Source organism: Rhizobium sp. NPDC090275 (assembly GCF_044772225.1).
GTDB lineage: Bacteria > Pseudomonadota > Alphaproteobacteria > Rhizobiales > Rhizobiaceae > Rhizobium.
On sequence record NZ_JBIVYL010000015.1, the window covers coordinates 39610 to 64217 of the forward strand.

20 protein-coding genes are annotated in these 24608 nt (G+C 62.2%); 8 read left to right on the plus strand and 12 right to left on the minus strand.

The window, feature by feature from the left end:
- Window positions 1-45: 45 nt before the first annotated feature.
- Entirely contained in the window at window positions 46-933 is an 888-nt protein-coding gene (locus tag ACIQUB_RS28390) for an ABC transporter permease (protein WP_402934454.1), read from the plus strand.
- A complete protein-coding gene (locus ACIQUB_RS28395; RefSeq protein ID WP_402934457.1) occupies window positions 926-2011 on the plus strand; it encodes a glycine betaine/L-proline ABC transporter ATP-binding protein in 1086 nt (361 codons plus the stop codon). The genes ACIQUB_RS28390 and ACIQUB_RS28395 overlap by 8 nt, the downstream gene beginning before the upstream one ends.
- 87 nt (window positions 2012-2098) lie before the next feature.
- On the opposite strand, the gene ACIQUB_RS28400 is transcribed toward ACIQUB_RS28395, so the two are convergent.
- Window positions 2099-3274, minus strand: coding sequence for a hypothetical protein (locus ACIQUB_RS28400; RefSeq protein WP_402934460.1), 1176 nt, complete (start codon window positions 3272-3274; stop codon window positions 2099-2101).
- 403 nt (window positions 3275-3677) lie between these two features.
- On the opposite strand from ACIQUB_RS28400, the gene ACIQUB_RS28405 reads away from it, so the two are divergent.
- Complete coding sequence (locus tag ACIQUB_RS28405; protein WP_402934463.1) at window positions 3678-4751, plus strand: ROK family transcriptional regulator; 1074 nt, start codon at window positions 3678-3680, stop codon at window positions 4749-4751.
- On the opposite strand, the gene ACIQUB_RS28410 is transcribed toward ACIQUB_RS28405, so the two are convergent.
- From ACIQUB_RS28410 to ACIQUB_RS28435, 6 genes are all read right to left on the minus strand, one after another.
- A complete protein-coding gene (locus ACIQUB_RS28410; protein ID WP_402934466.1) occupies window positions 4726-5988 on the minus strand; it encodes an ROK family transcriptional regulator in 1263 nt (420 codons plus the stop codon). The genes ACIQUB_RS28405 and ACIQUB_RS28410 overlap by 26 nt on opposite strands.
- A gap of 132 nt (window positions 5989-6120) precedes the next feature.
- Window positions 6121-9141, minus strand: coding sequence for an alpha-mannosidase (locus tag ACIQUB_RS28415; RefSeq protein WP_402934469.1), 3021 nt, complete (start codon window positions 9139-9141; stop codon window positions 6121-6123).
- A 27-nt stretch (window positions 9142-9168) separates the two neighbouring features.
- Window positions 9169-10011, minus strand: coding sequence for a carbohydrate ABC transporter permease (locus tag ACIQUB_RS28420; protein WP_047503834.1), 843 nt, complete (start codon window positions 10009-10011; stop codon window positions 9169-9171).
- Window positions 10008-10940, minus strand: a complete 933-nt coding sequence (locus ACIQUB_RS28425) for a carbohydrate ABC transporter permease (protein WP_402934472.1) — start codon at window positions 10938-10940, stop codon at window positions 10008-10010. The genes ACIQUB_RS28420 and ACIQUB_RS28425 overlap by 4 nt, the downstream gene beginning before the upstream one ends.
- A gap of 85 nt (window positions 10941-11025) precedes the next feature.
- Window positions 11026-12309 carry an extracellular solute-binding protein gene (locus tag ACIQUB_RS28430; RefSeq protein WP_402934638.1) on the minus strand — a complete coding sequence of 428 codons (1284 nt, stop codon included), beginning with the start codon at window positions 12307-12309 and terminating at the stop codon, window positions 11026-11028.
- A 502-nt stretch (window positions 12310-12811) separates the two neighbouring features.
- Window positions 12812-14140 carry a PLP-dependent aminotransferase family protein gene (locus ACIQUB_RS28435; RefSeq protein WP_402934475.1) on the minus strand — a complete coding sequence of 443 codons (1329 nt, stop codon included), beginning with the start codon at window positions 14138-14140 and terminating at the stop codon, window positions 12812-12814.
- A gap of 101 nt (window positions 14141-14241) precedes the next feature.
- Between ACIQUB_RS28435 and ACIQUB_RS28440 the strand changes: the two genes are divergently transcribed.
- The 5 genes from ACIQUB_RS28440 (at window position 14242) to ACIQUB_RS28460 (ending at window position 19144) form a co-directional block, all read left to right on the plus strand.
- On the plus strand, window positions 14242-15222 hold the full coding sequence (locus ACIQUB_RS28440; RefSeq protein ID WP_402934478.1) for a nitrate ABC transporter substrate-binding protein: 981 nt from the start codon (window positions 14242-14244) through the stop codon (window positions 15220-15222).
- A gap of 39 nt (window positions 15223-15261) precedes the next feature.
- On the plus strand, window positions 15262-16152 hold the full coding sequence (locus ACIQUB_RS28445; RefSeq protein WP_026283574.1) for an ABC transporter substrate-binding protein: 891 nt from the start codon (window positions 15262-15264) through the stop codon (window positions 16150-16152).
- Window positions 16149-17081: an amino acid ABC transporter permease gene (locus ACIQUB_RS28450; protein ID WP_402934481.1), complete on the plus strand. Its 933-nt coding sequence runs from the start codon at window positions 16149-16151 to the stop codon at window positions 17079-17081. Before ACIQUB_RS28445 ends, ACIQUB_RS28450 begins: the two co-directional genes overlap by 4 nt.
- Complete coding sequence (locus ACIQUB_RS28455) at window positions 17078-17857, plus strand: amino acid ABC transporter ATP-binding protein (RefSeq protein WP_112435666.1); 780 nt, start codon at window positions 17078-17080, stop codon at window positions 17855-17857. Before ACIQUB_RS28450 ends, ACIQUB_RS28455 begins: the two co-directional genes overlap by 4 nt.
- Window positions 17858-17962: 105 nt before the next feature.
- On the plus strand, window positions 17963-19144 hold the full coding sequence (locus tag ACIQUB_RS28460; protein WP_018901630.1) for a M20 aminoacylase family protein: 1182 nt from the start codon (window positions 17963-17965) through the stop codon (window positions 19142-19144).
- A 128-nt stretch (window positions 19145-19272) separates the two neighbouring features.
- Here the strand turns inward: ACIQUB_RS28460 and ACIQUB_RS28465 are convergent, their stop codons facing one another.
- The 5 genes from ACIQUB_RS28465 to ACIQUB_RS28485 form a co-directional block, all read right to left on the minus strand.
- On the minus strand, window positions 19273-19710 hold the full coding sequence (locus tag ACIQUB_RS28465; protein WP_018901631.1) for a helix-turn-helix domain-containing protein: 438 nt from the start codon (window positions 19708-19710) through the stop codon (window positions 19273-19275).
- A gap of 167 nt (window positions 19711-19877) precedes the next feature.
- Window positions 19878-20162 carry a membrane lipoprotein lipid attachment site-containing protein gene (locus ACIQUB_RS28470; protein WP_402934486.1) on the minus strand — a complete coding sequence of 95 codons (285 nt, stop codon included), beginning with the start codon at window positions 20160-20162 and terminating at the stop codon, window positions 19878-19880.
- 139 nt (window positions 20163-20301) lie between these two features.
- Complete coding sequence (locus ACIQUB_RS28475) at window positions 20302-21462, minus strand: fumarylacetoacetate hydrolase family protein (protein WP_402934489.1); 1161 nt, start codon at window positions 21460-21462, stop codon at window positions 20302-20304.
- A gap of 198 nt (window positions 21463-21660) precedes the next feature.
- Window positions 21661-23505 (minus strand): IlvD/Edd family dehydratase, encoded by a 1845-nt coding sequence (locus ACIQUB_RS28480; protein ID WP_402934491.1) that lies wholly within the window; start codon window positions 23503-23505, stop codon window positions 21661-21663.
- A gap of 132 nt (window positions 23506-23637) precedes the next feature.
- Window positions 23638-24549 (minus strand): helix-turn-helix domain-containing protein, encoded by a 912-nt coding sequence (locus ACIQUB_RS28485; RefSeq protein WP_402934494.1) that lies wholly within the window; start codon window positions 24547-24549, stop codon window positions 23638-23640.
- Window positions 24550-24608: the final 59 nt, after the last annotated feature.

Here is a 24608-nt window from a genome sequence, read left to right on the forward strand (position 1 = left end):
CAACAATAATCAACGCCGCCGCCGATTTTGTCATGGGGAACCGACATGGATTGGCTCTGGAAATTTCCGTCGATGGACGAGGATATGCTGCGCGCCTTGAAAAAGAGCGTGGACGAAGGCTTTCGCGCCTTCACCCGCGGCTATGGCAGCGGCATCGAAAATCTGTTCAGCCCGCTGCAAAGCTTTCTGATCTGGGCTGAACGCCTGATGACGGGCATGCCATGGCCGCTGGTGATCGCGCTCATCGGCGCAATCGCGTGGCTGGCGACGCGCAGCTGGCGGATCGTCGTCGGCTGTGTCGTCACGCTCCTGCTCATCGGCTATTTCGACATGTGGGAAGACACGATGAAGACGGTCTCGATGATCTTCGTCTGTACTGTGCTTTCGATCGCGATCGGCATTCCGATCGGCATCGCCATGTCGCGCTCGGACCGGCTGCAGAAGATCGTCAACCCGATCCTAGACGTCATGCAGACGATGCCGAGCTTCGTCTATCTCATTCCCGTCGTTATGCTGCTCGGTATCGGGCGTGTGCCCGGCGTGATCGCCGTTGTCATCTATGCACTTCCGCCGATGATTAGACTGACCAATCTGGGCATCCGCATGGTCGACCGCGATGTGCTCGAAGCAGCCGATGCCTTCGGGTCGTCGAGCTGGCAGAAGCTGCGTAACGTCCAGCTGCCGCTGGCACTGCCAACGATCATGGCCGGCATCAACCAGACGATCATGATGGCGCTCGCCATGGTGGTCATCGCCTCGATGATCGGCGTGCAGGGTCTCGGCCAGCCGGTGTTGAAGGCCATCGCCAATCAGTATTTCACGCTCGGCGTCTTCAATGGCCTCGCCATCGTCGGCATCGCCATCATCTTCGACCGCATCAGCCAGGCTTACGGTCTGCGCCTGCAGAAGCACCGGGAGGTCGTTCATGGCTAGCCAGTCGATCGATATTCGCAGCCTTTACAAGATCTTCGGCCCACGCGCTCGCGATTTCGTCGAGCCCGTGATGCGCGGGATGTCGAAAACCGAGCTCAACCGGGAGCACGGTCATGTCCTCGGCCTGAAGGACATCAACATCACCATCCCAGGCGGCGGCATCACCGTCATCATGGGGTTGTCGGGCTCCGGCAAATCCACGCTGATCCGCCACATCAACCGCCTGATCGATCCGACTTCGGGCGAGGTTCGCTATGGCGATGTCGATGTCTGTCGCATGGACAAAGAGCAGCTGCGCCAGTTCCGCCAGAAGAAGACCGCGATGGTCTTCCAGAAGTTCGGCCTGCTGCCGCATCGAAACGTGTTGCAGAACGCCGTCTACGGCCTTGAAATCCAAGGCGTGGGGAAGGGCGAGCGCGAGGAGCGCGCGCAGCATTGGATCAAGCGCGTCGGTCTTGACGGCTTCTCCAACCACTACCCCAATCAGCTCTCGGGCGGCATGCAGCAGCGCGTCGGTCTTGCCCGCGCGCTGACCAACGATGCCGAAATCCTGCTGATGGATGAGGCCTATTCGGCGCTCGATCCATTGATCCGCGTCGACATGCAGACGGTGCTGCTCGACCTGCAGAAGGAGCTGAAGAAGACCGTGGTCTTCATCACCCACGACCTCGACGAAGCATTGCGGCTCGGCGACCGCATCGCCATCCTCAGGGACGGTGAGGTGATCCAGCAGGGCACTTCGGCTGATATCGTTCTCAGGCCCGCCGACGAGTACATCACCGCCTTCGTCAAGGAGGTGAACCGCGCCAGGGTGATCCATGTCGACGCCGTCATGTCCCCGACATCAGCGTCTGCCAAGTCCGGCGTTCGCATTCCCACTGGCACGAGCGTCGAGGAAGCCCTGCGGCAGCTGTCGGCCGCCAACGCGTCATCAGCCGCTATCGTGTCTGGAGATGGTCCGGAGATCGGCAGCGTCAGCATGGGCGAGCTGATCCGCTGTCTCGTCGGTCAGGAGCCGGGCACATCGCAAACGGCGTCGCCTGCGGCCGTGGCCGAGGCGATGTCGGCGATCCCGTGATCGGCGGGCAAATAGCGTTGCATTGAGCTTGAAGCATGCGCGGTCGGACAAAGTGTCGGCCGCGCATTTCTCTTTCAGGGCAAGTGGTTACGCCTTCGCGATCCAGTCCTGATCGAAGTCTGCGAAGGAGGCGGCGGGAAGCGGGCCGGCGGTCATCAGCGTGAAGTCGAAAGCGGAGCGCAGATCGGAGCCCAGCACGTATTGCCGATGCACGCGCAGGAAATCGCGGCGGATCTTACGATAGTGTTCGCCTGTCAGCATATGGCGCATGCGGATCGTGGCGATCGAGGCCTGCGGCGCGTCCACATGTCCGCAGAGCGCCACGACGCGCGACTTGTAGAAATGGATCACGTCGGTCAGACAGTGGATCTCTAGCCAGAAGATCTGGCGTGTGCGTGCGATCGCGCCAACCCGGGCCCGCAGGCTCTTGGCTGGTCGCAGCAGGGCGCATTGCAGAATGGCGCCGCCGAGCGTGACGAAGACCACCTGCTTATTGGCGAAAAGCCCGGGCTCTTCCTCGACCAGCATGCCGATAACATGGCTGGCGACGCTCGAACCCATGCTGTGCGAGGTGATCAGATATTCGTCCGCATCCTCGCGCAACGCGTCGCGCACCCGCGCCTTGCACTTGTCGAGCCACTGCACGATGGCGGGGTCGTCGAGCTTCGCCAGCGCCACGGCCAGATCCCAGTCCGCGAAGAGATGCAGCGTGTGGAACCTTGCGGCGAAGGGCAGGAAGACGAAGCGGAAGAACATCACGCCAAGCAGTACGCTCCAGAGGAAATTCCAGCGCTGAAGGCCGAGAAGATAGGGAGCGCCCGCGATCGTGGCGCTGAGGAGAAGGGCCAGCAGAACCAGCGCGAAGGGAAACACGAAGAACAGGCCGAACCGCCAGGCATGCCGAAAATAGCCGACAAAACCGCCCTGGAAGATGACGCTAACGGCGCTGGCATAGCCGGAGACGAGACGCTGTAGAAGGCTCTTGTCGCTATATTTGCGCACGAGTTCGTTGTGATCGAAGACGAAAACGCGGCTCGACGTTCTCTCCCCCTGCGAGCCACAGCTGACGTCGAACGAACGGCCCTCCTTGAAGGCGCCGACATCGAGGTCGAGGTTCCAGGCCTTGGCGCTCAGCTTGGCGGACCGTGCATAGCGCGCATGGTGGGCCTTTGAATCAAGCGGCTCGAAACCGGGGAAATGCAGAACGACGCGTTTTTCCACGAGCGGGTTGGCCACGGGGTTGATGGCAGCTCTTTGCTTCAATGTTTATGACCCTGGCAGAAAATCGGAATGCGACGACCGGCCCTTGTCGATGGGCCATGTCGTTCTTTACGGACGATGGTGGACGGTAGACCACTGACATTCTCGGGGTGCGCACCAGTCCAGTCGCAAAGACTGAAACAGAAAACCCTTAAAAAATGAGTGGTCGTTTCGGAGGCTCATTTATGAGCCGACTATGGAAACAACAAGGCCTCTCACATTTCTTTTCGTCAAAAGCGGCGACTTGCCGCGCTTTGCTCGACATTTTTCGGGCGTCGGGTGGCATATCGATGGCGGCTTTCTTGCTGCGCATCGAAAATTGCGCGATATTTCAACGGACTGGATTGCGCGAATAGGGGAGGCTGTTGGTGACCTGCGCCAAGAACATGGTTCAAGGATATCGCGGTTGAAGACGGCGCGGCGGCTTTCAGTTTCCGGCTCTCCAAGGGCGCGCGATCCGTCGGACGCACGTCCCGGCATCAGCCCCGTGGATATCGCCGATCACAACTCAAGAACGACGCTCGGCCTTCTGCGCCGCTTCGGCCCGCTGACCCGGCAGGAATTGTCACGGCGCCTTGGGCTGACAGAACCGGCGATCGCAGGCATCGTGCAGCGCCTGGCGACTTCAGGACTGGTCACCGGGCGCAAGCGAGCCAGCACCACACGCTATGCGGCGCTGGAGTTCGCGCTCTGTCCCGACGCGGCCTTCTCGCTCGGAATCTCCATTGCTCCCGAGGGAGGCGAGATCGTCGTCATCGACCTTTCCTGTGCGATCCGCGCGAGGAAGGGCTTCACTCATATCGACGAGGTCGGCGAGGCTCTCGGGAGCATCCAGCATATGGCGTCGGGCAAGCTTGTCGGCTGCGGCGTCGCCATCGCGCCAGGAGCGTCCATCGACCGCATTAACCTTGAGGAGTGCATCGGCGAGCGGGTAGGGCCGCTTTACGTGCTCGACGACAGCGAAGCCGCGATCGGAGCGGAGCGCGCACTCGGGATCGGCGATCCGGAAGGCGGGCTGGTCACGATCCTGATCGACGATACTGTACGTGCCGGACTTCTCATCGGCGGCCGGCCGTTTCGCGGCATTCATGGGCTTGCCGGCCAGATCGGTGACATGCGATCGGGCGTGGATGGCGCGACGCTCAACGAGGTTGCGACATTGCCCTCGCTTGAGTGTCACATGGCGGCCGGGCACGTTTCAGCGGATGCGTGGATCACGGTTGCCGCCCGCCACCTTCACGAAGCGGTTCTGGCGATCTCGGGCTTCATCGCGCCGGGCGCGATCCTTATTGGCGGATCGTTGCCCGATGACATTCTAGCCTCGGTGATATCGAGCATGGCGCGGGAGCGGGAAGAGAAAATCCGCGATCTGGTGATCGCCCCCTGGATACCGGTGGTGCAACCGGCGACCCATCCGAAAGACGGCGTGGTGCTGGGCGCTGCCCTTCGGCCTTTCAACGAGACGCTGTTTCCCGCCTGAGAGCGTCAGCCGGCCAAGACTGCGGCCATCTCTCCAGACTGTTCGCGAGACCACCGATCGGATTGCGGAACCGCTGCGCCGGTTCGGCCGATGGCAGCCCAAGACGATGCGCCAGCGGAATGGCAGCCGCGCCGAGTGCCGCCGCATCCTCGGAGCCGGCCGCACGATGCAGCGACGGCGCCTTGGCGCCCAGGCGGCCGATCTCCTCGTGAACATAGAGCAGCAGTTCATCGATGATGCGGACGGGAAAACGACCGCCGATGAGAACACCCTCGGGATCGACGATCATGCCGATATGAACGATCGCCTGGGCGATCTTGACGCTGACCTTGCGCAGCCATGCGCTGACGATCGCCCGCCCCGCCGCATCGAGCGTCAGCAGGTCGGCGGGCGTGGATGCCTCGACGCCATTGCGTTTCAGGTGGTCGAGCAGAATGAAGAGCGAGAACATCTCGCCGAGCGGCTGGGTGCTGCCGGCAAACGGGCCGTCGTCGAACAGTACCGGCAGCCAGCCGATTTCGCCGCCGATTCCGCTGGCGCCCTTGTGGCGGATGCCATCGATCACAAGACTGCCGCCCAGGCAGGCATTCGCCAGGATATAAAAGAAGCTGCCGATCTCGGTGCCGAGACCGTATTCGATCTCACCCAAAGCCGCCGCATTGGCGTCATTGTCGATGAAAACAGGGTGATCGGAGATCGCCTCCAGCGCGCCGCGCACGTCATAGCCGCTCCAGCGCCGGTATTCCGGCGGAAAGCCGATGACGGGCACCTCGCCAAGCCAATCCGGGATAGCGAGTCCGATCCCGGCCAGCCGGCTTTCCTCGATGACCTTGCGCCTTCGGAACGAAGAGAGTGCATCGGCCATCAGCGCCACGAAATCATCCGGCAGCAGAAAGCGCGCCTCGTGATGAATGCGGCCGCGCACGGTACCAACCGCGTCGACAGCGACGATGGTGAGGTGATCGCGGTCGATGTTTGCGCCGATTGAAAACACGCCTTCCGGATCGATCTCCAGCTCGATCGCCGGCTGCCCGCGCAGTCCGTGCCGGCGGCGCGCCTCCATGACGAGACCCTCGTCGAGTAGTCGCTCGACGATCCGTGTCACGGCCTGCTTGGTCAGCCGCGATCGCGCCGCCAGTTCGGTGCGCGAAATCGGCCCGCCGCGATGGATCGCGCTCAGGATCATGGCCCGATTGGCCGCCGCCGCCTGTTCAGGATTGGAGCCCGAAACCTGCAACTTCCGTCTTCTCCCCTTAGGTGCCGCACATGTTGAACCGCCACAAGACCTATCGAGTCTAAGTCATTGTGTCGTAAACGGAAAGAGCCCAGCCGCTCGGTGGCTGGGCTCCGACCATCCGTTGACGTCGACTTAGGGCGAAATACGCCAACTCTTCACCTGGAACGGCATTAATCCCTCGACCGGCACATCGCGCATCGGTTCTTCGAGGATGCTCACCGTTCCCTCGTTGCGCCACCCCTGCGGCAGCGTCAGGCCGAAGGCGCCGCGGCGGCCGGCGGGCTCGTAGACGCGCAGGATCAGGCCATCTCCATCCTCGCACGGCTTGACCGCCGAGAGAGCCGCGTCGATACCCTCAGCCTTGATCGGCTGCCATGCCCCGACGGCGCGGTCGGAGACGGCCATCGCCAGCAGCGGCTGGTTGAGGTCGTCGGCCTCCTCGCGCACGCCGCCCTCGTACCACGACCCCTCATGCGGCATCAGCGAGTAGGTGAAGCTCTGCAGCCCCTCATCGGCCAGCGGGTCGGGATAGATGGGCGAGCGCAGCAGCGAGAGGCCGAGCACGTTGCCTCGGATGCTGTGCCCATACTTCGCGTCGTTCAGGATCGCGACGCCGAAGCCCGGTTCCGAGAGATCGGCGAAGCGATGCGCCGGGGCCTCGAACATGGCCGCGTCCCAGGATGTATTGGCGTGGGTGGGCCGCTCGACAACGCCATAGGCGCATTCGCAGGTGGCGCGCGCATTGCGCACGGCAACATCAGTCAGCGTTCTGAGGAAGGCGCGGCGGTCGTGCCAGTCGAGCTCGGTCTGGATATCCAGCCGGCGGGCATTGGCGCCGAGCGACAGGATCTGCGTGATGCGCGAGTGGCGCCAAGTGCGCACGATCCTGATCGCGGCGCGGTGTGCCGTGTTTTCGATCAGCTCGATGCTATCAAGCGCGGTGATCTCCTCGCCACGCGCGGCATAGTCCTCCTCGACGTCCCATGCGTCCCAGTTGCGCGGCTTGTCCGCCGGGTAGACGAACAGCCGGTTGCCGGCGCCTTCCAGCGACTCGCGGCCGCTTGGCTTGTGCAGGATGCTCGCAATCGAGCCGTCCTTGGCCAACGTCACCTTCAGCGTTTCGTTCTCAAGGTGGCTGTTGCTCGCCGAAAGGCCCGGCTGCGCCTTCAGCGAGGCAATGTCGATGACCGCGATGGCGAGCGGGGCGATGCTGTCGCGTGACGAGACGTGGCTGCCATCGGCCAGCGTCAGCCGCACGGGGCGTTCGTCAAGCGATGGGTTGACCACCAGCACATTGCTGCCGCTTCCCGATGGCAACTGTTTGGCGATCGCCTCCAATGCGCTCGCCTGCGCAGCCTGGCCATCGGCGATCACGGCGTCGAGTTCTTCAGCGCTGTCGGCATAGACCTCGGCGATCGAGGAGCCCGGCAGAATGTCGTGGAACTCGTTCTTGAGGACAACGCGCCATTCGTTCTCCAGCGAGGCCGGCTTCTCGCCGCCCATGAGATGCGCCAGTCCGGCGAGGGTTTCCGCCGTGATCAGGCTGCGCTCGGCCTTGCGGTGCAGGCGCTTGACGACGCTCTGGCTGGTCAGCGTCGCGCGGTGCAGCTCGAGATAGATCTCGCCCTGCCACGTCGTGAGCTCCTTTTCGGTGGCACTCTTGTGCGCGCCCTCGAAGAAGTCGTGCACCTTGGTCCAGCGTGCAGCGGGCAGTGCCGGGAAGGCGCGCAGCTGCTCTTCGCGGGCGATCATCTCCGGCGTCACGCCGCCGCCACCGTCACCATAGCCGACGGCCAGAAGCGTCGTTTCGTGCTTGTCCTTCTGCTGGAAGTTCCGCCAAGTGGGCACGAAGCAATCCGGCTGCACAAAGCCGTTATAGCCGTGCATCGGGTTATCGAAGGTGTGGGTCAGCACCCGGCTGCCGTCGAGGCCTTCCCACCAGAAGAGGTCGGCCGGGAATTTGTTGGTCTCCGACCAGTTCACCTTGATCGTGAAGAAGCTCTTCATCCCGCCTTGGCGCAGCAGCTGGGGCAGGGCGCCGGAGAAGCCGAAGCAATCCGGCAGCCAGCAGACGGTGTGGCGAACGCCGAAGGTCTTTTCGAAGTAGCGCTGGCCGTAGAGGATTTGCCGGCTGAGGCTCTCGCCCGTCGGCATGTTGGTGTCGGGCTCGACCCACATGCCGCCGAGCGTTTCCCATTGCCCTTCCTTCACGCGCTCGACGATGCGCTTCAAAAGTTCGGGATCGTCCTCGGCGATCTGGTTGTAATAATGCGCCGTCGACTGGTTGAAGCGGAAGTCGGACGACTGCTCCATCAGCGAGAGCGCCGTGTGGAAGGTGCGGCGCATCTTGCGGCGGGTCTCGCGGTAGGGCCACAGCCAGGCAAGGTCGATATGGGCGTGACCGGTCAGCGCGATCTCGCCCTGCGGCGGGAAGCGTTCGCGCAGCTGCTTCAGCTCCTTGATCAGCGTGTCGTAAGCCGCGACCACGCTCGCGCGTTGCCCTTGGTTTAGACCCTCGGGAGCCGTTTCGAGTTCCGGCAGCTGCCAGATCTTCTGCTGGCCGACCGATGGCGACATGCGCGCGATATAGGCTGCGGTCGATGACGGCCAGTCGAGCCCGCGCATGGCGGCTTCGGCGATATCGATCAGATGCGGAATGACCTCATGTCCCTCCAGCGTGTCGACCGCCTCCGAGATCTGCCGCAGGAGCAGCCACAACCGGTCGACCGGCCCATCCAGCCACAAGAGGTTTGCCCGATCGAGCCGGGGCGCTCGGACCGGCTCGCCGAACGGCAGGCGTGCGACCGTCTCCGAGGAGATCTTGATCCGGCGCGACGTCAGGCGAAATTCCTGGTGATAGGGGTCGAGGCCAAGGCGCGTTTCGTTGCCGGCCTCGTCGGTGATGGTGATCAGGCTTTCTCCGCCAAGATTGAGGCTGAGGCGGGCTTCCTCGACCGGCCAATGCTCCGGCACGCGCGCCGAGGCGGCGAAGCTCACCGTGCCATCCTTGCGTGGCCATGCGGCGCCGATCGCGATCGGCTCGCCGTCGAAGGTCCAATCGCTGATCTGGACGGTTTCACGGGCGCGCCAGTGTTCGAGTTCCGACATGCGGACGCGGATGCGGTCGAGGCGTTGGGCAAGCGTAAGCGACATGATCATATCCTGAGGTTTGAAAAGACATCAGCCCTTGACGGCACCGGCCGTCATGGCGCCGAGAATGAGGCGTTGGAGCGAAAGAAATGCGACGATGGCGGGCACGACAGACACGAGGCAGGCGGCCGCCAACAGCTGGATGGAACTATCGTTTTGGGTTCCTGCATATTGGAAGATACCGACGCCGATCGGCATCAGCGCTTCCTTGCTGATCAGCAGGAAGGGCACGAGGAATTGCGACCAGCCGGCGATGACGGAGATGATGAAGGCGGACGCAATCCCCGGTGTCGAGAGCGGCAGAATGATCCGCCAGAAAACGCCGAAGTGGCTGCATCCGTCGATCAGCGCCGCCTCGTCGAGGCTGCGCGGGATGCCGTCGATGAAGCCCTTGAGTATCCACGTTACCATCGGCACGGCAAGCGCGATGTAGACCATCGTCGCGCCGAAATGGCTGTCTGTGAGGCCGATCTTGGCCATGTAGCGGTAGAGCGGCACCATGATGACGAGCGGCGAGATCATCTGGAACGCGAGCAGCACCATCATCCACGGGCCCTTGCCACGAAACGGGAAGCGCGAGAAGGCATAGGCCGCCGGCAATGCCACGATCAGGCAGCCGATCGCGCTCGAGGCTGAAAGTATGAGCGCGTTCCAGAGATAGCCCGCGAATTTGTCGGAGGAGAGGATCGCGATGAAATTGTCGAGCGTCGGCGACTTGGGGATCAGCCTTGAGACGCCAAGAAACACTTCCTTGCGGGTGCGCAGCGCCAGCGAGAGCAGCCAGACCAGCGGCCAGGCGAAGAAGAGGAAGGTGATCAGCATGAAGAGATAGCTGAAGAGATCGCCGATGCGTTCCTGTCTCGAATTGATCATTGGGGTTCTCCCTTCGGCAGGAAGCGGGCATAGACGAGCGCCAGACTGAGGCTGATGACGAGCATGAGGATAGACAGAACCGCGCCGGCCGCCAGATCATAATTCCGGAAGACCACGTTGAACGTGTAGAGCGACAGAACCTCCGTCGCCCGGCCCGGGCCGCCACCGGTCAGCGAGATGATCGCGTCGAAGGTGTTCAGCGTCTGGATGGTGATCAGGATCATGTTGACGAGGATCGCCGCGCGCAACTGTGGAAGGGTAATGTAGATCATCCGCTGCCAGGGATTGGCGCCGTCCATCTCGGCGGCTTCGTAGAGCTCCGGATCGATCGCCTTGATGGCGGCGTACATGACGACCATCGAAAAGGCCGTTCCGCGCCAGACGTTGGAAATCACGACCGACCACATGACCATGTTCGGATCGGACAACCATTGAACGGGCGAGGCGCCGAGCATCCTGAGCAGGCTGTTGAGGCCGCCGAAGGGCGCCTCGTTGAACAGCATCTTCCAGATGATGCCGCCGGCGATTCCAGGCACCACCCAGGCGACCAGTGCAGTGGTGCGCACGATTGTCGAACCGAACAGGCCGCGTTTTTCGCTACGCACGACAACCTGGGCTATGAACAGGCCGAGCACCTGCTGAGCAACGACGCTGGACCCGGTGAAGACGAGCGTCACCCAGAGGATCTGCAGCAATTCGGGCTTCGAAAGCGTGTTGGCGATCGTCCGCAGTGTGTATTCCTCGTCGTTACCGACGAGCGAAATGTTGGTGAAGGCGAAGCGGAAGACGTCGATCAGCGGATAGAGATAGAAGACCCCGAGAACGAGGATCAGCGGCATTAGCCAGGGCGCGGGCGAGGGATAGAACTTTCGCGCGGCAAGCCTGCTTCCGGTAGGCGCAGTCTCGGCCGCAATGCTGAGATTGGTCATCGATCCGTCCGGTCATGTGTCATTGAGATCAGGCAGTCGGCATCGGTGGCGCGGGTGAGGTTGCCCCGCGCCACCGATCATCGGCTCAGCTCCGTTTGAAGGCGCTGAGCGAGGCGGTGAAGGCCTCGTCGACGGCGGCTTCCGTCGCCTGCGTGCCTGTCAGCACCTTGCCCATCATGATCTGGATCTGGTTGGATATCTCCGGATACACCGCAGCTCCCGGCCGCGCCTGGCCGACCTTCAGGGCTTCGGCGAAGGTCTTATTCGCCGGCGTCGAGAAGACCTCGTACTTGTCGTAGAGGTCGGCGCGGGTCGGCAGCTGTTCCTGTAGAGCGTTGGCCGGCCCCATGTAGACTTCGCGGGCAAGGTCGGCGCAGACCTTCACCTTGGCGGCATCCTTGCTGAAGGCGGCAACGGTCCAGCCGCCGGTGCCGGTTGAGCGCTCATTGGCGGTCGGGCCGGGAAGGGGAGAGAAGGTCCACTTGGCGAACTCGTCCTCGTCGAGCGCGGTCTTCAGCTGCGCATACTGCCAGTTGCCGCCAACGAAGAGCGCCGTCGTTCCGGCCGCTGCGGCGGCATTGAAATCGTCATAGCTGCCGAGCGTCGCGACGCGCTTGGGAGCCGCACCCGATTCGACCAGATCACGATAATAGTTCACGGCCTTGATGAACTTCGCGCGGTTGTCGCCCTCGCCGAAGATCGGCTTGCCCTGATCGTCAACCAGTTTGCCGCCCTGACCCCAGAAGTTGGCGAGCCAGTCGAAGGTCGTGCCCTCGTAGCGGCTGCCGTTGAAGAGAATGCCTTCCATGCCTTCGTCGACGGAATGCAGCGCGGCCTTTTTCAGGTCATCCCAGGTCTGGGGCGCGTCAGGCACGATCTCCTTGTTGCGGTAGAGGACGCGCAGGTCGGTCGACCACCACCAGGCATAGATGTTGCCGTCGTCACCGGTGATGCCCTCGCGGATGAAGGGAAACAGCTGGCCGATCTCTTCCTTGCTGAAATAGGGCGAGAAGGATTGCAGCACGCCGGATTTCTTGAAGAGCGGCAGCACGAAGGAATCGACCGCAGCGCAATCGGGCGCCGAACCCGACTTCGCCTGCTCGAGCATGCGCGCCTGCTCCTGGCCGATATCACCAGACATCATCTGCAGCTCGATCTGCCAGTCGGGGCGTTTGGCGATGAAGTCGTTGAAGAGCTTGCTGTAACCCTCTGCATAAACAGGCTCGTTGTTGCGCGGCCCGTCTGTCGTCATGCGGAAAATGAGCTTGTTGGGCGCATCGGCCTTGCCGACGATGTCGCCCGTGATCAGATCCTGAGCCGCCGCGATAACAGGCGCGGCCAGGAACGAACCCGCCAGAAGGGCGAGCATGATTGCCTTGTTCTTCACCAGTATTTCCTCCCGATTCAGGATCCCATTCCGAGCCGCTGCCTCCACAACAACGGGCATCCTCCGATCCGTCGACTAGATTAAGTCACTTTTCTTTTGTGTCAAGCAGGTCGAAATGTGGACGGGTTACACGCATCGCCGCAAAGCTGAGACAAGCGCGGCTTGGAGGACGGGGGCGGAGACCTATCTCGGCCTTGTATCTCCTGTGTCAGCGGAGCATTTTTGGATAGAGGCAAGCCATCGGGGGAAGTTTAATGGTCGCAGTTCAAAGGCTCGTATCTGCCGGGATACTGATATTTCTGGCCGCGCTCACGTCCGCATGCACGACAGGCCCGAACCATAATCCGGCCGACAACTACTATAATCCTCGAACGTCAACGAACCCGGCTTGCAACGACGGATTTAGGCCAACCAACAATTGGACGTGCAGCTACTGACGTTCACGCCAAGCTGCGGGGATCAGACGGATATCGCTATCCGCCAATCAATCATGCGATGCCGCGAGCGCGATCGAATCCGCGACCTCGATGCAGCGATCGGACAGTGTGGCGGTCGCCACGCGCAAGTAGTTTCCTGGTAGCAGCGAGAACTTCGCGCCCGGATGCACGGCAATCCCGCGTGCGGCGAGCGTCACCATCGCGAATGGTTCGGAAGAGACCGGCACCCAAGCCGAAAGCCCTGAGCCATGCGCGGCGTTTATGTTTCGGTCGCGCAGTGCCTGTACGAGGTCGTGGCGGCGCTGCGCGTAGATCGCGCGCGCCTGGCGCACTAACTCTTGCGTCTCCTGATCGCGGATGAGCCACGCGCCCGCCGCCTGTAGGATGCGGCTCGTCCAGCCGGCGCTGAAGCTGCGAAACGACTGGATCTGCTCGACGATTGCCCGAGAACTGGAGAGAGCGGCCAAACGCAGATCGGGGCCGTGGGTCTTCGAGAAGGAAAATATGTGGATTACTCGATCGGGGAAAATGTCTCCCATCGATTGCCTCGGCGCATCGGATATATCGCCGACACCGTCATCCTCCACGATCAGAGTATCGGCATCGCGCAGGATGTCGGCAAGGTTTTGCATCCGCGCTGCCGTGACGGTCTGGCCGGTGACCGAATGGATGCGCGGCTGAAAGACGAAGGCGACCGGGCGATACGCCATGGCCTCGCGCAGGGACGAGGGCAGGGGGCCGTCACGGTCACACTCGACCGGGATGATACGGGCGCCGCGATCCTCAAGAATATCGAGCAGGCGCATCGCCGTGGGGTTTTCGATCGCGACCGCCGCACCGGGCATGACAAGCGCGTTCATCAGTGTATAGACGGCATTGTAGCCGCCATTGGTGGCGAGAAACGCCTCGGCCTCATAGGGCCAAGTTTCTCTCACCGCCGCCTCGAGCTCGGGTAGAATACGGTTGCGCTCGTAGCTGTTCAGGTTCTCGGCGGATGCGCCGTAAACCATTGCCTTCTCAAGCTTAGGCAGAAGCGTGATGTCGGGAACTGCGGACGTCAGGTTCAGCACATCCTCGCCGTAGTTGCCGGAACTTGCCAGTCGCTCAGGCTTGGCGACGAAGCGATCGCCGCTCACCCATGTCCCATTGCGCCCACGGCCGCTGATGATTTTTTGGCGCCGCAGTTCGCTCCACGCCTCGGAGATCGTAGCCGGGCTGATGCCCAGAGCAAAGGCCAGATCGCGAATGGCCGGCAGCTTGGTGCCAACAGGCAGCGCACCGCCGCGGATCAGGGCGCTGGTCTCGAGCGCAATCCCGCGAATTGTTCGATCGGTTATTTTTTGGGCAAACCAGGCTGCATCTCGACTGTCGCTCATTTTCGCACCATATTTAATGTTCAATAACGTAATATCATTTGATCGGCATCATTTGAACATTTAACGATGCGCCAGACAAGAAATTTTGAGAGTGAATGCAAATGCCGATCACACTTCGCCTTGCCCTTCGCGACTGGGACTATATGACTCCTCTCATCCTCGGCGACGTTTCGTCGTCGAAGCTTGACGTCAAGGTCGAGCGCATCGGCACCCTAGTCTCGCATGTCGGCAAGAGCGACACCTGTGACGCAGCCGAAATGTCCTTCAGCCGCTACACCCAGCTGCGCTACGACGGTGATCACAGCGTCGTCGGCATTCCGAACTTCATCATGCGCGGCTTCCGCCATCGCTGCGTCATCACCATGAAGGACAGCCCGATCACCGAGCTGTCGCAGCTTGCAGGCAAGCGCATCGGCGTCACCGGCTGGCGCGACTCGGGCAACACATGGACGCGCGCCGCCGTGCGCCGCGAAGGCGTTCAGGTCGAGAACGCGATGTGGTATGCTGGCCGCCTGACGGAAGCGCATCCTGTTGTCGATCGGCTTGACGGCTTCGGCCGCCCCGGCCTGATCGAAGCCGCCCCCGGCGAACGACCGATGGTCGACCTGCTGCGCGAAGGCCAGCTCGACGCGATCTTCACGCCATTCATGCCGGATGGCTATTTTGCCAATGGTTCACCTTTCCGGCAGGTTCTTTCCGATTTCCGTGGCGCCGAGCGTCGATATTTCGACGAGGTGGGATATGTACCCGGCATGCACCTCATCGGCATCAAGGCTGAGATCGTGGAAGAGAACCCCTGGATCATTGCCGAGCTCAGCCAGTTGATCGAGGAATCGCAGCGCATGTGGCTGAACAAGCGCCGCAAATATGCAGATACGTCGCCGTGGATGTTCGACGAGCTCCTGAAGACCTCCCTCGAACTCCCTGCGAACTGGGATGAAAACGGCCTTGCCGCCAACGAGAAGATGATCGCCGATTTCTCGGCCGAGCTGCACGCCCAGGGCATTCTCGCCCGAAAGATGACGCCGCTGGAACTCTTCCCGTTCGATACCGACGGCAGCCGCACGGGTACCACCGCTTAACCGCATGCAACCACGACAGCATTAATAAGGGGAATGAACATGTTGCTGAAGAAGATGACCTACCTCGTCCTGGCAAGCGCCGTGGCCACCAGTGCCGCGATGGCAGAGGACGCGGCCTTGCCGAAGCCGGCGCTCAACGCCGCGCTGCATGACAAGCTGCCTGATGCCATCAAGACCTCGGGCAAGATGATCTCCGTCAACAACGGTTCGTTCCCTCCCTACGAAATCGTCACCGGCACCGTCATGACCGGCGCCAGCGCCGATCTGACGGAAGCGCTGGGCGCCGTCCTCGGCGTCAAGATCGAGCATGAGACGGTCGGCGGTTTGCCGGCACTGCTCGCCGGCGTCAACTCCGGCCGCTACCAGTTCGCCTTCGGCCCCGTTGGCGACTACAAGGACCGTGAAGCGTCCAACGACTTCGTCGACTGGGTTCAGGAATTCGTCGTCTTCGCGACCGTGAAGGGCAACCCGAAGGGCATCACCTCGCTCGACACGGCCTGTGGCCAGCGCATCTCGGTCATGGCCGGCGGCTCCGCCGAGCGCGTGATCAAGACCCAGTCGGACAAGTGCAAGGCCGACGGCAAGAGCGGCGTCGAAGTGCAGTCCTACACCGACCAGCCAAGCTCGATCCTCGCCGTGCGCTCCAAGCGCGCCGACGCCTTCTTCTCCTCGCAGGCGCCGCTGACCTATTTCGTCAGCCAGGCAAACGGCCAGCTCGAACTGACTGGCGTCGGCCAGAAGAACGGCTTCGAGGATATCTTCCAGGGCGCTGTCGTTCCCAAGGGTTCGCCGCTCGGCCCTATCCTGATCGACGCCATCAAGGTACTGATGGCCGACGGCAGCTATGCCGCGATCATGAAAAAGTGGGGCCTTGAGAACAACATGATCAAGGAACCCGGCCTCAACCTCGGCGGACAGCTTCCCAAATGAGCACCAACACCACGACCAATGCACCGCCTTCGGGCGGTGCTGACTTCCGCGACGTCGTTACCGCGCATACGCCTTTCAGAACGGGACGCCTCGTTCTCTGGGCGGTCATCGCCATCGTCGTCATCGATTTCTTCTGGATCGTCGCCAACAACGAGAATTTCGGTTGGCCGGTCGTTGCCCAATATTTCTTCGACCCAACCGTCATCAGCGGCCTCTATGTCAGCCTTGGCCTGACTGTCATCGCGATGATCCTCGGCGTCGCGCTTGGCCTGATCATCGCGATCATGCGCATGTCGAACGACCGGCTGGCGAAAGGCTTTGCCTCGCTGTTCATCTGGTTCTTCCGCGGCACGCCGCTGCTGGTACAGCTGATCTTCTGGTACAACATGTCGACGCTGTTTCCGCAGCTGTCGATATCAGTTCCCTTCGGCCCATCGCTCATCAGCTGGGACACCAATGCGGTGATCACGCCGATGACGGCTGCCATCGTGGGCCTCGCGCTGAACGAAGCGGCCTACATGGCCGAGATCATTCGCGGCGGCCTTCTGTCGGTCGATCGCGGCCAGGCGGAAACCGCCGAAGCTTTCGGCATGACCAAGGGCAGGGCGCTGTGGCGGATCATCATTCCGCAGGCGATGCGCTCGATCGTTCCGCCGACGGGCAACCAGCTGATCAGCATGATCAAGGCGACCTCGCTCGTCAGCGTCATCGCCATGGCCGATCTGCTCTACTCCGTGCAGTCGATCTATAACCGCACCTTCGAGATCGTCCCGATGCTGCTGGTCGCTGTCATCTGGTACCTGCTCATCACCTCGGTGCTCAACATCGGCCAGAGCTACATCGAAGCCTATTACGGCCGTAGCGAACGCCGCAATGGCGCAACCGCCAAGCCGGCCACTGTTGCCGCTGCAGAGGAGGCAAGCCATTGACCGCCGTCTCCAATACCAAGCCGCTGGTTCAGGCGCGCAATGTCCACAAGTCCTTCGATCATCTCGAAGTGCTGAAGGGCATAGACCTCGACATCATGCCGGGCGAAGTCGTCGTCGTTCTCGGCCCGTCGGGATCGGGCAAGTCGACCTTCCTGCGCTGTATCAACCACCTCGAGTCCATCCAAAAGGGATACATCGAGGTGGATGGCGAGCAGATCGGCTATCGGGTGCGCAAGGACCGGCTGGAGCGGCTCTCGCCCAACGGCATCGCCCGCCAGCGCCGCAAGATCGGCATGGTGTTCCAGCAGTTCAATCTCTATCCGCACATGACGGTGCTGCAGAACATCATCGAGGCGCCGGTCGGCGTCCACGGTGAGAACCGCAAGGACGCCATCGAAAACGCCAAGCAGCTCCTGCAGCGTGTCGGCCTGTCGGAGAAGGCGAATGCCTATCCCCGCCAGCTCTCCGGCGGCCAGCAGCAGCGCGTGGCGATCGCCCGGGCGCTCGCGATCAAGCCGAAGCTGATGCTCTTCGACGAGCCGACCTCGGCACTCGATCCCGAACTCGTCGGCGAAGTGCTGTCGACGATGCGCGATCTCGCCAAGCAGGGCCTGACGATGATCGTGGTCACCCATGAGATCGGCTTCGCCCGCGAAGCGGCCGACCGGGTGGTGTTCATGGACGGTGGCGTCGTGGTCGAGCAGGGCAAGCCCGAGGATGTGATCGGCAATCCGCAGCATCCGCGCACGCAGGCCTTCCTGTCGCGCTTTCTCTGACGTCCAGCTCATCCGGCCGAGCGCCGCCCGTGATGCAATCGAAGACCCGGCCGGCCCTGTCATGGGGCCGGTAGCGGACCACGCATGCAAAGAATTGGAACGGACATGACCATCGACAACGATTTCGCCCGCCTTTCGGATTTCGAGCCCATGGACGCCGAACTGCGCGCCATCCGCCAGCATCTGCACGCCCATCCCGAACTGTCGTTCGAAGAGACGGAAACCGCACGCTTCGTCGCCGAAAAGCTCGAGGGCTGGGGCTATGAAGTGACCCGCAACGTCGGCGGCAACGGCGTCGTCGCCCGCATGACGCAGGGCGCCGGCAAAAAGAGCATCGCGATCCGCGCCGACATGGACGCGCTGCCGATCACCGAGCAGACCGGCAAGCCCTACGCCAGCCAGGTTCCCGGCAAGATGCATGCCTGCGGCCACGACGGCCACACGACGGTGCTTCTCGGTGCTGCCGAATATCTGGCGCGCACCCGCAAGTTCAACGGCACGGTCAACCTGATCTTTCAGCCCGCCGAAGAGGCCGGCGGCTTCAGCGGTGCCCAGGCGATGATCGACGACGGTCTGTTCGAGCGCTTCCCGTTCGACGCCATCTTCGGCCTGCACAACCACCCCGGCGCGCCCGAAGGCAGCTGGCTGATGCGCTCGGGTCCGCTGATGGCGGCTGCCGATACGGTCGAGATCAAGATCACGGGCAAGGGCGGCCACGCGTCGCGTCCGCACCTGACGATCGATCCCGTCGTCGTCGCCTGCAATCTCGTCGTCTCGCTGCAGACGGTCATCTCGCGCAACGTCGATCCGACGCAGACAGCTGTCGTCACGGTCGGCGCCATCCATGCCGGCGAAGTGGCCAACGTCATCCCGGAAAGCGCGAGCATGCTTTTGACGGTGCGCTCGTTCGATCCGAAGGTCCGCGAGATCCTCGAGAAGCGCATCCGGGCGCTGACGACGTCGCTCGTCGAAGGCTTCGGCGCCACCGTCGAGATCGACTACGCCTACGGCAACCCCGTCGTCGTCAACTCCGAGAAGGAGACCGAGTTCGCCCGCATGGTGGCCGAGGAACTCGTGGGCGAAGGCAATGTCGCGCTTTGCCCGCTTATCCCGGGCAGCGAGGACTTCTCACATTTCTTGCAGCACAAGCCGGGCAGCTTCCTGCGTCTCGGAAATGGAATGAACTCGGCGATCCTGCACAGCGCCAAATACGACTTCGCCGACGACAGCCTGACGGCGGGTGCGGCAATGTGGGCGCGTCTCACGGAACGCTACCTCGACGAGTAGTCGTCCGACATCGAATTCTCCCAAGAAACGAAGAAGGGGCGCTCGAAATGGGCGCCCCTTCTTTCATCTCATGCAGACTTTTATATCATGCGGGCCGCGGCGCCGATGCGCCGTCGGCCGAAATTCCACTACTGGTTGGACGAGGCGGCGGATTTGTCCGCGGCCACCTGCGTCTGCGCCATCGCTTTCACCAGCGCCACGATCTTTTCGCGCAGCTGCGTGTCCGTGATCTTGATGAACGCCTTGTTGAGCGCGAGCCCTTCCTTGGAATGCAGGAATTCCGCGACCGGATCGGTCGTTGCCGTCAGATCGAGACCGGCGAGCGACAAAGGCTCAGACGGATCCTGCTGAAAGAAGAAACTTGGCGTGGTGTTCAGAACCTCAGCGATACGCTGCAGCCGGCTGGCGCCGATCCGGTTCATTCCCTTTTCGTACTTCTGCACCTGCTGGAATGTCACGCCGATCTGCTCGGCCAACCTTTCCTGGCTTAGTCCCAGCAACTGCCTGCGCATCCTGACTTGGGAACCCACATAGCTATCGATTGCGTTCGGTGTCTTTGCATTCATCCTGTATGTCCTATGCCGGAATCAAAGCGAAACAGTCCCCGGCAAACCGGCCCTATCCAGCAACAACAGTTTGTCTTAGCAAGCGATCAAATTCAACCTCAGGATTATGACGATAAGGTGATCTGTCATTAAAAAGCGTTTAGATACCCTCTATACGTGCGGATAGTTCAATCTCTACCGCCGAACCGGATCGGCCGGACCACACGGTCGACAATCTTCAACGTGCGGTCGGGCTGGATCATGTAGGTCTCCTCGACCTGCTGCCCATACTGGTCGATGAAGTCGTGCGGGAAGGTCGAACCGATCGGCGACTTGGTGAGCTTCGTCCGGGGCTGGCCGCTATAGATGATGCTGCCGGGAATCGGCGTCAGGCCGGGTGCGGAATAGTTCTTTCCGCTCGTGCATCCTGCCAGAAGAACCAGGGCGACAATCCCAACCACAGTCCGTTTCATCGCACCCTCACATCTTCGCTTCGCTTGACCTGTGCATATATGGCCGCGGCCTGGAATGGACAGGCGGTGCTGGCTTATCCCGGATGTTTTTTGATGGCGGCCGCAGACGCCGCCATCAACAGCGACTCGCGCCGCGCGCCTAAAGCAGTCCGCGTTTCGCCAGATTGGTCATCAGCGCGCCGATGCCGAAGGTCCAGGGCGCGCAGTCGTTCGAGCGGCGCACCGTATTGACGAGCGAGCCGAGCCCGGCCGACGAAATCTCCACGACGTCGCCGATCTTGTGGGTAAAACCCTGGTTCGGCGCATCGCGGTCCTGCGTCGGGGCAAACAGCGTTCCGAGAAACAGCATGAAGCCATCGGGATATTGGTGATGCGCGCCGCAGGTCTGGCGGACGAGATCGGTCGGGTCGCGGCTGATCTTCGACATCGAACTCTTGCCATGAAGCACGAAGCCGTCTTCGCCGGTTACCTTCAGGTCAAGCTCGGCGCTGCGCACCGAATCGAGATCGAAGCTGTCGTCGAGCAGGCGGATGAAGGGGCCGATCGAGCAGGAGGCGTTGTTGTCCTTCGCCTTGCCGAGCAGCAGCGCCGAACGCCCCTCGACATCGCGCAGGTTGACGTCGTTGCCGAGCGCCGCGCCCCGGATCTCGCCACGACTATTGACCGCAAGCACGATTTCCGGCTCCGGATTGTTCCAGGTCGAGACCGGGTGCAGGCCGACATCGGCACCCCAGCCGACGGAGGAGAGCACCGGCGCCTTGGTGAAGACTTCCGCATCCGGGCCGATACCGACCTCGAGATATTGCGACCACATGCCTTCCTCGATCAGCGCCTGCTTGACCGTGGCTGCTTCAGGAGATCCGGCCTTCAGATTGTTGAGGCTTCCGCCGATCAGCGTGCTGACGCGCTCGCGGATCGCGGCCGCCCGGTCGGGGTTACCCGCCGCCTTCTCTTCGATCACCCGCTCGATCATCGATTGCGCGAAGGTGACGCCGCAAGCCTTGACCGCCTGCAGATCGACCGGCGCCAGCAGATAGGGGCGCGAGGCATCCGGCTTGCCGGTGCTGTTTGCGGCGATGTCCTCGAGCGTTCCGAGCGACTTGCCGTTAGCCGAGCGGACGAAGGCGACGAGATCGGGCCTCTCCAGAAGCGCGCTCATCGTCGCCACGTCCTTCGAGGTGATGTCGATCAACTGTTGATCGCGGATCGTCACGAGGCTGGGGCCTTCGGCGGCAGGGTTCCAGGCACGGCCAACGAACAGGCCACCCGAGGCGGCGGCGTCGAGAAGGGTATAAGGCATGATAATATTCCGTCACGCGAGCGATGGACGCGCTCTATGAGCCAGGGGATGCGCCGCCCTCCAACCCAGCGGCAGCAAAATCGATCACATTCGCCGACGCCGGGCAAGGCCGGAATGGCGGGGAATGATCGCCTATCCGCGAAAACGCTCATGGGCCGGCGCCTGTCCAGACACCGACCCATGATCGAAAGTCGCCGCTTAGTGGTTATCGCGCGGGATACCCTTGGTCTGGGCGATGCGCTGGTACTTCACCGCCGGCTCCAGCACCGCGCCAGTCTCCATCTGCCCGACATAGGAGCGCTGGATTTCCTGCCACGGCGTCTGGCTTTCCGGATAGACATAGCCGCCGGCGGCGACCAGTTCCGCGCGCCGCTTGGCGATTTCTTCGTCGCTGATCAGGATGTTGGCGGTTCCCTTCTTCAGATCGATGCGCACCTGATCGCCCGTCTGCAGGATCGCAAGACCACCACCGGCGGCCGCTTCCGGCGAGGCGTTGAGGATCGAGGGCGAGCCCGATGTGCCCGACTGGCGACCGTCGCCGACGCAGGGGAGAGACGAGATGCCCTGCTTCAACAGGTAATCCGGCGCGCGCATGTTCACCACTTCGGCAGCACCCGGGTAACCGATCGGGCCGGCGCCGCGCATGAATAGGATGGTCGCGGCGTCGATCGCGAGCGACGGATCGTCGATGCGGTGGTGATAATCCTCCGGCCCGTCAAAGACGACGGCGCGGCCGGTGAAGGCTTCCGGGTCCTCGGGATTGGAGAGATAGCGGTCGCGGAATTCCGGCGAGATGACGCTGGTCTTCATGATCGCCGAGGAGAAGAGGTTGCCCTTCAGCACGCGGAAGCCGGCGCGCTCCTTGAGCGGCCGGTCGAACGGCCGGATGACCTTCTCGTCCTCGATCATCGAAGCCGTGTAGTTCTCGCCGACCGTCTTGCCGTTGACCGTCATCGCGTTGGTGTCGAGGTGGCCATGCTTGATCAGCTCGCCCATGACGGCCGGGACGCCGCCGGCGTGGTAGTAATCCTCGCCCAGATATTCGCCTGCCGGCTGCAGGTTGACGAGCAGCGGGATTTCCTCGCCATGGGTCTGCCAGTCGTCGACCGAGAGTTCGACGCCGACATGGCGGGCAAGGGCGTTCAGGTGGATCGGCGCGTTGGTGGAGCCGCCGATCGCGGAGTTTACCTTGATCGCATTGATGAAGGCTTCCCTGGTCAGGATGTCGGATGGCTTCAGGTCCTCGCGCACCATCTCGACGATGCGCAGGCCGGTCTCGTAGGAGATTTCCTGGCGGTCACGGTAGGGGGCGGGGATGGCTGCGGCGCCCGGCAGCTGCATGCCGAGCGCTTCGGCAAGCGAGTTCATCGTGGTCGCCGTGCCCATCGTGTTGCAATAGCCGGTGGATGGTGCGGAGGAGGCGACGAGCTTGACGAAGCCCTGGTAATCGATCTCGCCGCGCGCCATCATCTCGCGGGCCTTCCAGACGATCGTGCCCGAGCCCGTGCGCTCGCCACGGAACCAGCCGTTCAACATCGGGCCGACGGACAACGCGATCGCGGGGATGTTCACGGTTGCCGCGGCCATGAGACAGGCCGGCGTGGTCTTGTCGCAGCCGATCGTCAGCACGACGCCATCGAGCGGATAGCCGTAAAGCACCTCGACGAGGCCGAGATAGGAGAGGTTGCGGTCGAGGCCGGCGGTCGGGCGCTTGCCGGTTTCCTGGATCGGGTGCACCGGAAACTCGATGGCGATCCCGCCCGCATCGCGGATGCCTTCGCGCACGCGCTTGGCAAGTTCGATGTGATGACGGTTGCAGGGAGACAGGTCCGAACCCGTCTGCGCGATGCCGATGATCGGCCGGCCCGACTGCAGCTCTTCCTGGCTGAGGCCGAAGTTCATGTAGCGCTCGAGATAGAGGGCCGTCATGTCGGGATTGGCCAGATTGTCGAACCAGGCCCTGGAGCGAAGCTGCGGGCCCCCGGTCTGCTCGTTGATTGCAGTGTCACTGGATGAGGGGGGTGTTTTCTCGACCACGATCATTTTCCTTGGTTTTGCTGCGGTATTGTCATGCGATTAGCCGATCGGTACCTCCAAGTATCATCGGCAACATGGCGGATTGTCGGCGCGCGAAACGGCTCAAGTTACTCCGGCAACGTTTACGGCGTTGCCTCCTCAGGCGGGAACGTACTGCGAGATGAAGCGCGAGTCGCGACGGAAATCGGATGGCGACATGCCGGCGATATGGCGGAAGGATTTGTTGAAGGCGCTGATCGAGCCAAATCCGCTATCCATCGCCACCTGCAGCACATTCGCCTCTTCGTTCATCAGCATCGCCTGCGCGCGCGACAGCCTGAGCAGGTTGACGTATTTGCTGAGCGTCATGCCCGTCGTCTTCTTGAAGAGGTTCATCGCATACTTCGGATGCAGGTCCGCGGCGCGGGCGATATCGACCGAATCGATCTCGTGCAGGAAGTTCAGGGCGATGAAGTCGCACATGCGCGCGACGCTACGCGACGATTGCGGATAGGCCTGCTCGACATCATCGGTCGCCGACAAGCCGTTTGGCGCCAACATCGAATAGGGCTCGAGCACGATGCGCTCGATGCGCAGAAGCATCTCCTCCACGGCGTGCTGCGCCTTGGCGGCATCGCCGGATTTCGCATAGGCCACCCAGCGCGGAAAGTTCTCGCTGTCGGCGGCATCGGTGGCGGACGTGAAGAGGATCTCGCCCTTCATCAGCCGGCTCGAAATGTTGATCGGCACGCGCATGCGGAAGAAATAGACCAGCGGCAGATGGCCACCGGCATAGATCGAATCATCGCTGCTCTCGTCCATCTGGTGCGGCTGGCCGCCCCAGAACAGGCACATGTCGCCGGCCTTCATGCTGATGTCGTGGCCGTTCATGCGGTAGTGCACCTCACCACGCATGATGTAGTTCAACTCCACCTGCACATGCCAATGCGGCATGAGCATTGGCGGCGGATGGTTGTGAAACATCTGGAGTGCCGTCGGCAATCCCTCGATGCTGCTCGCTCCCGGCTGATAGACAGCCCTCTGCTCAATCTTACTTTCCGCCAAATCCATATTCCCTTTTTAGGAGACAGCGGCTCCCTTGCGGTTAGTGTAGTCACGTTCGCTAAGGG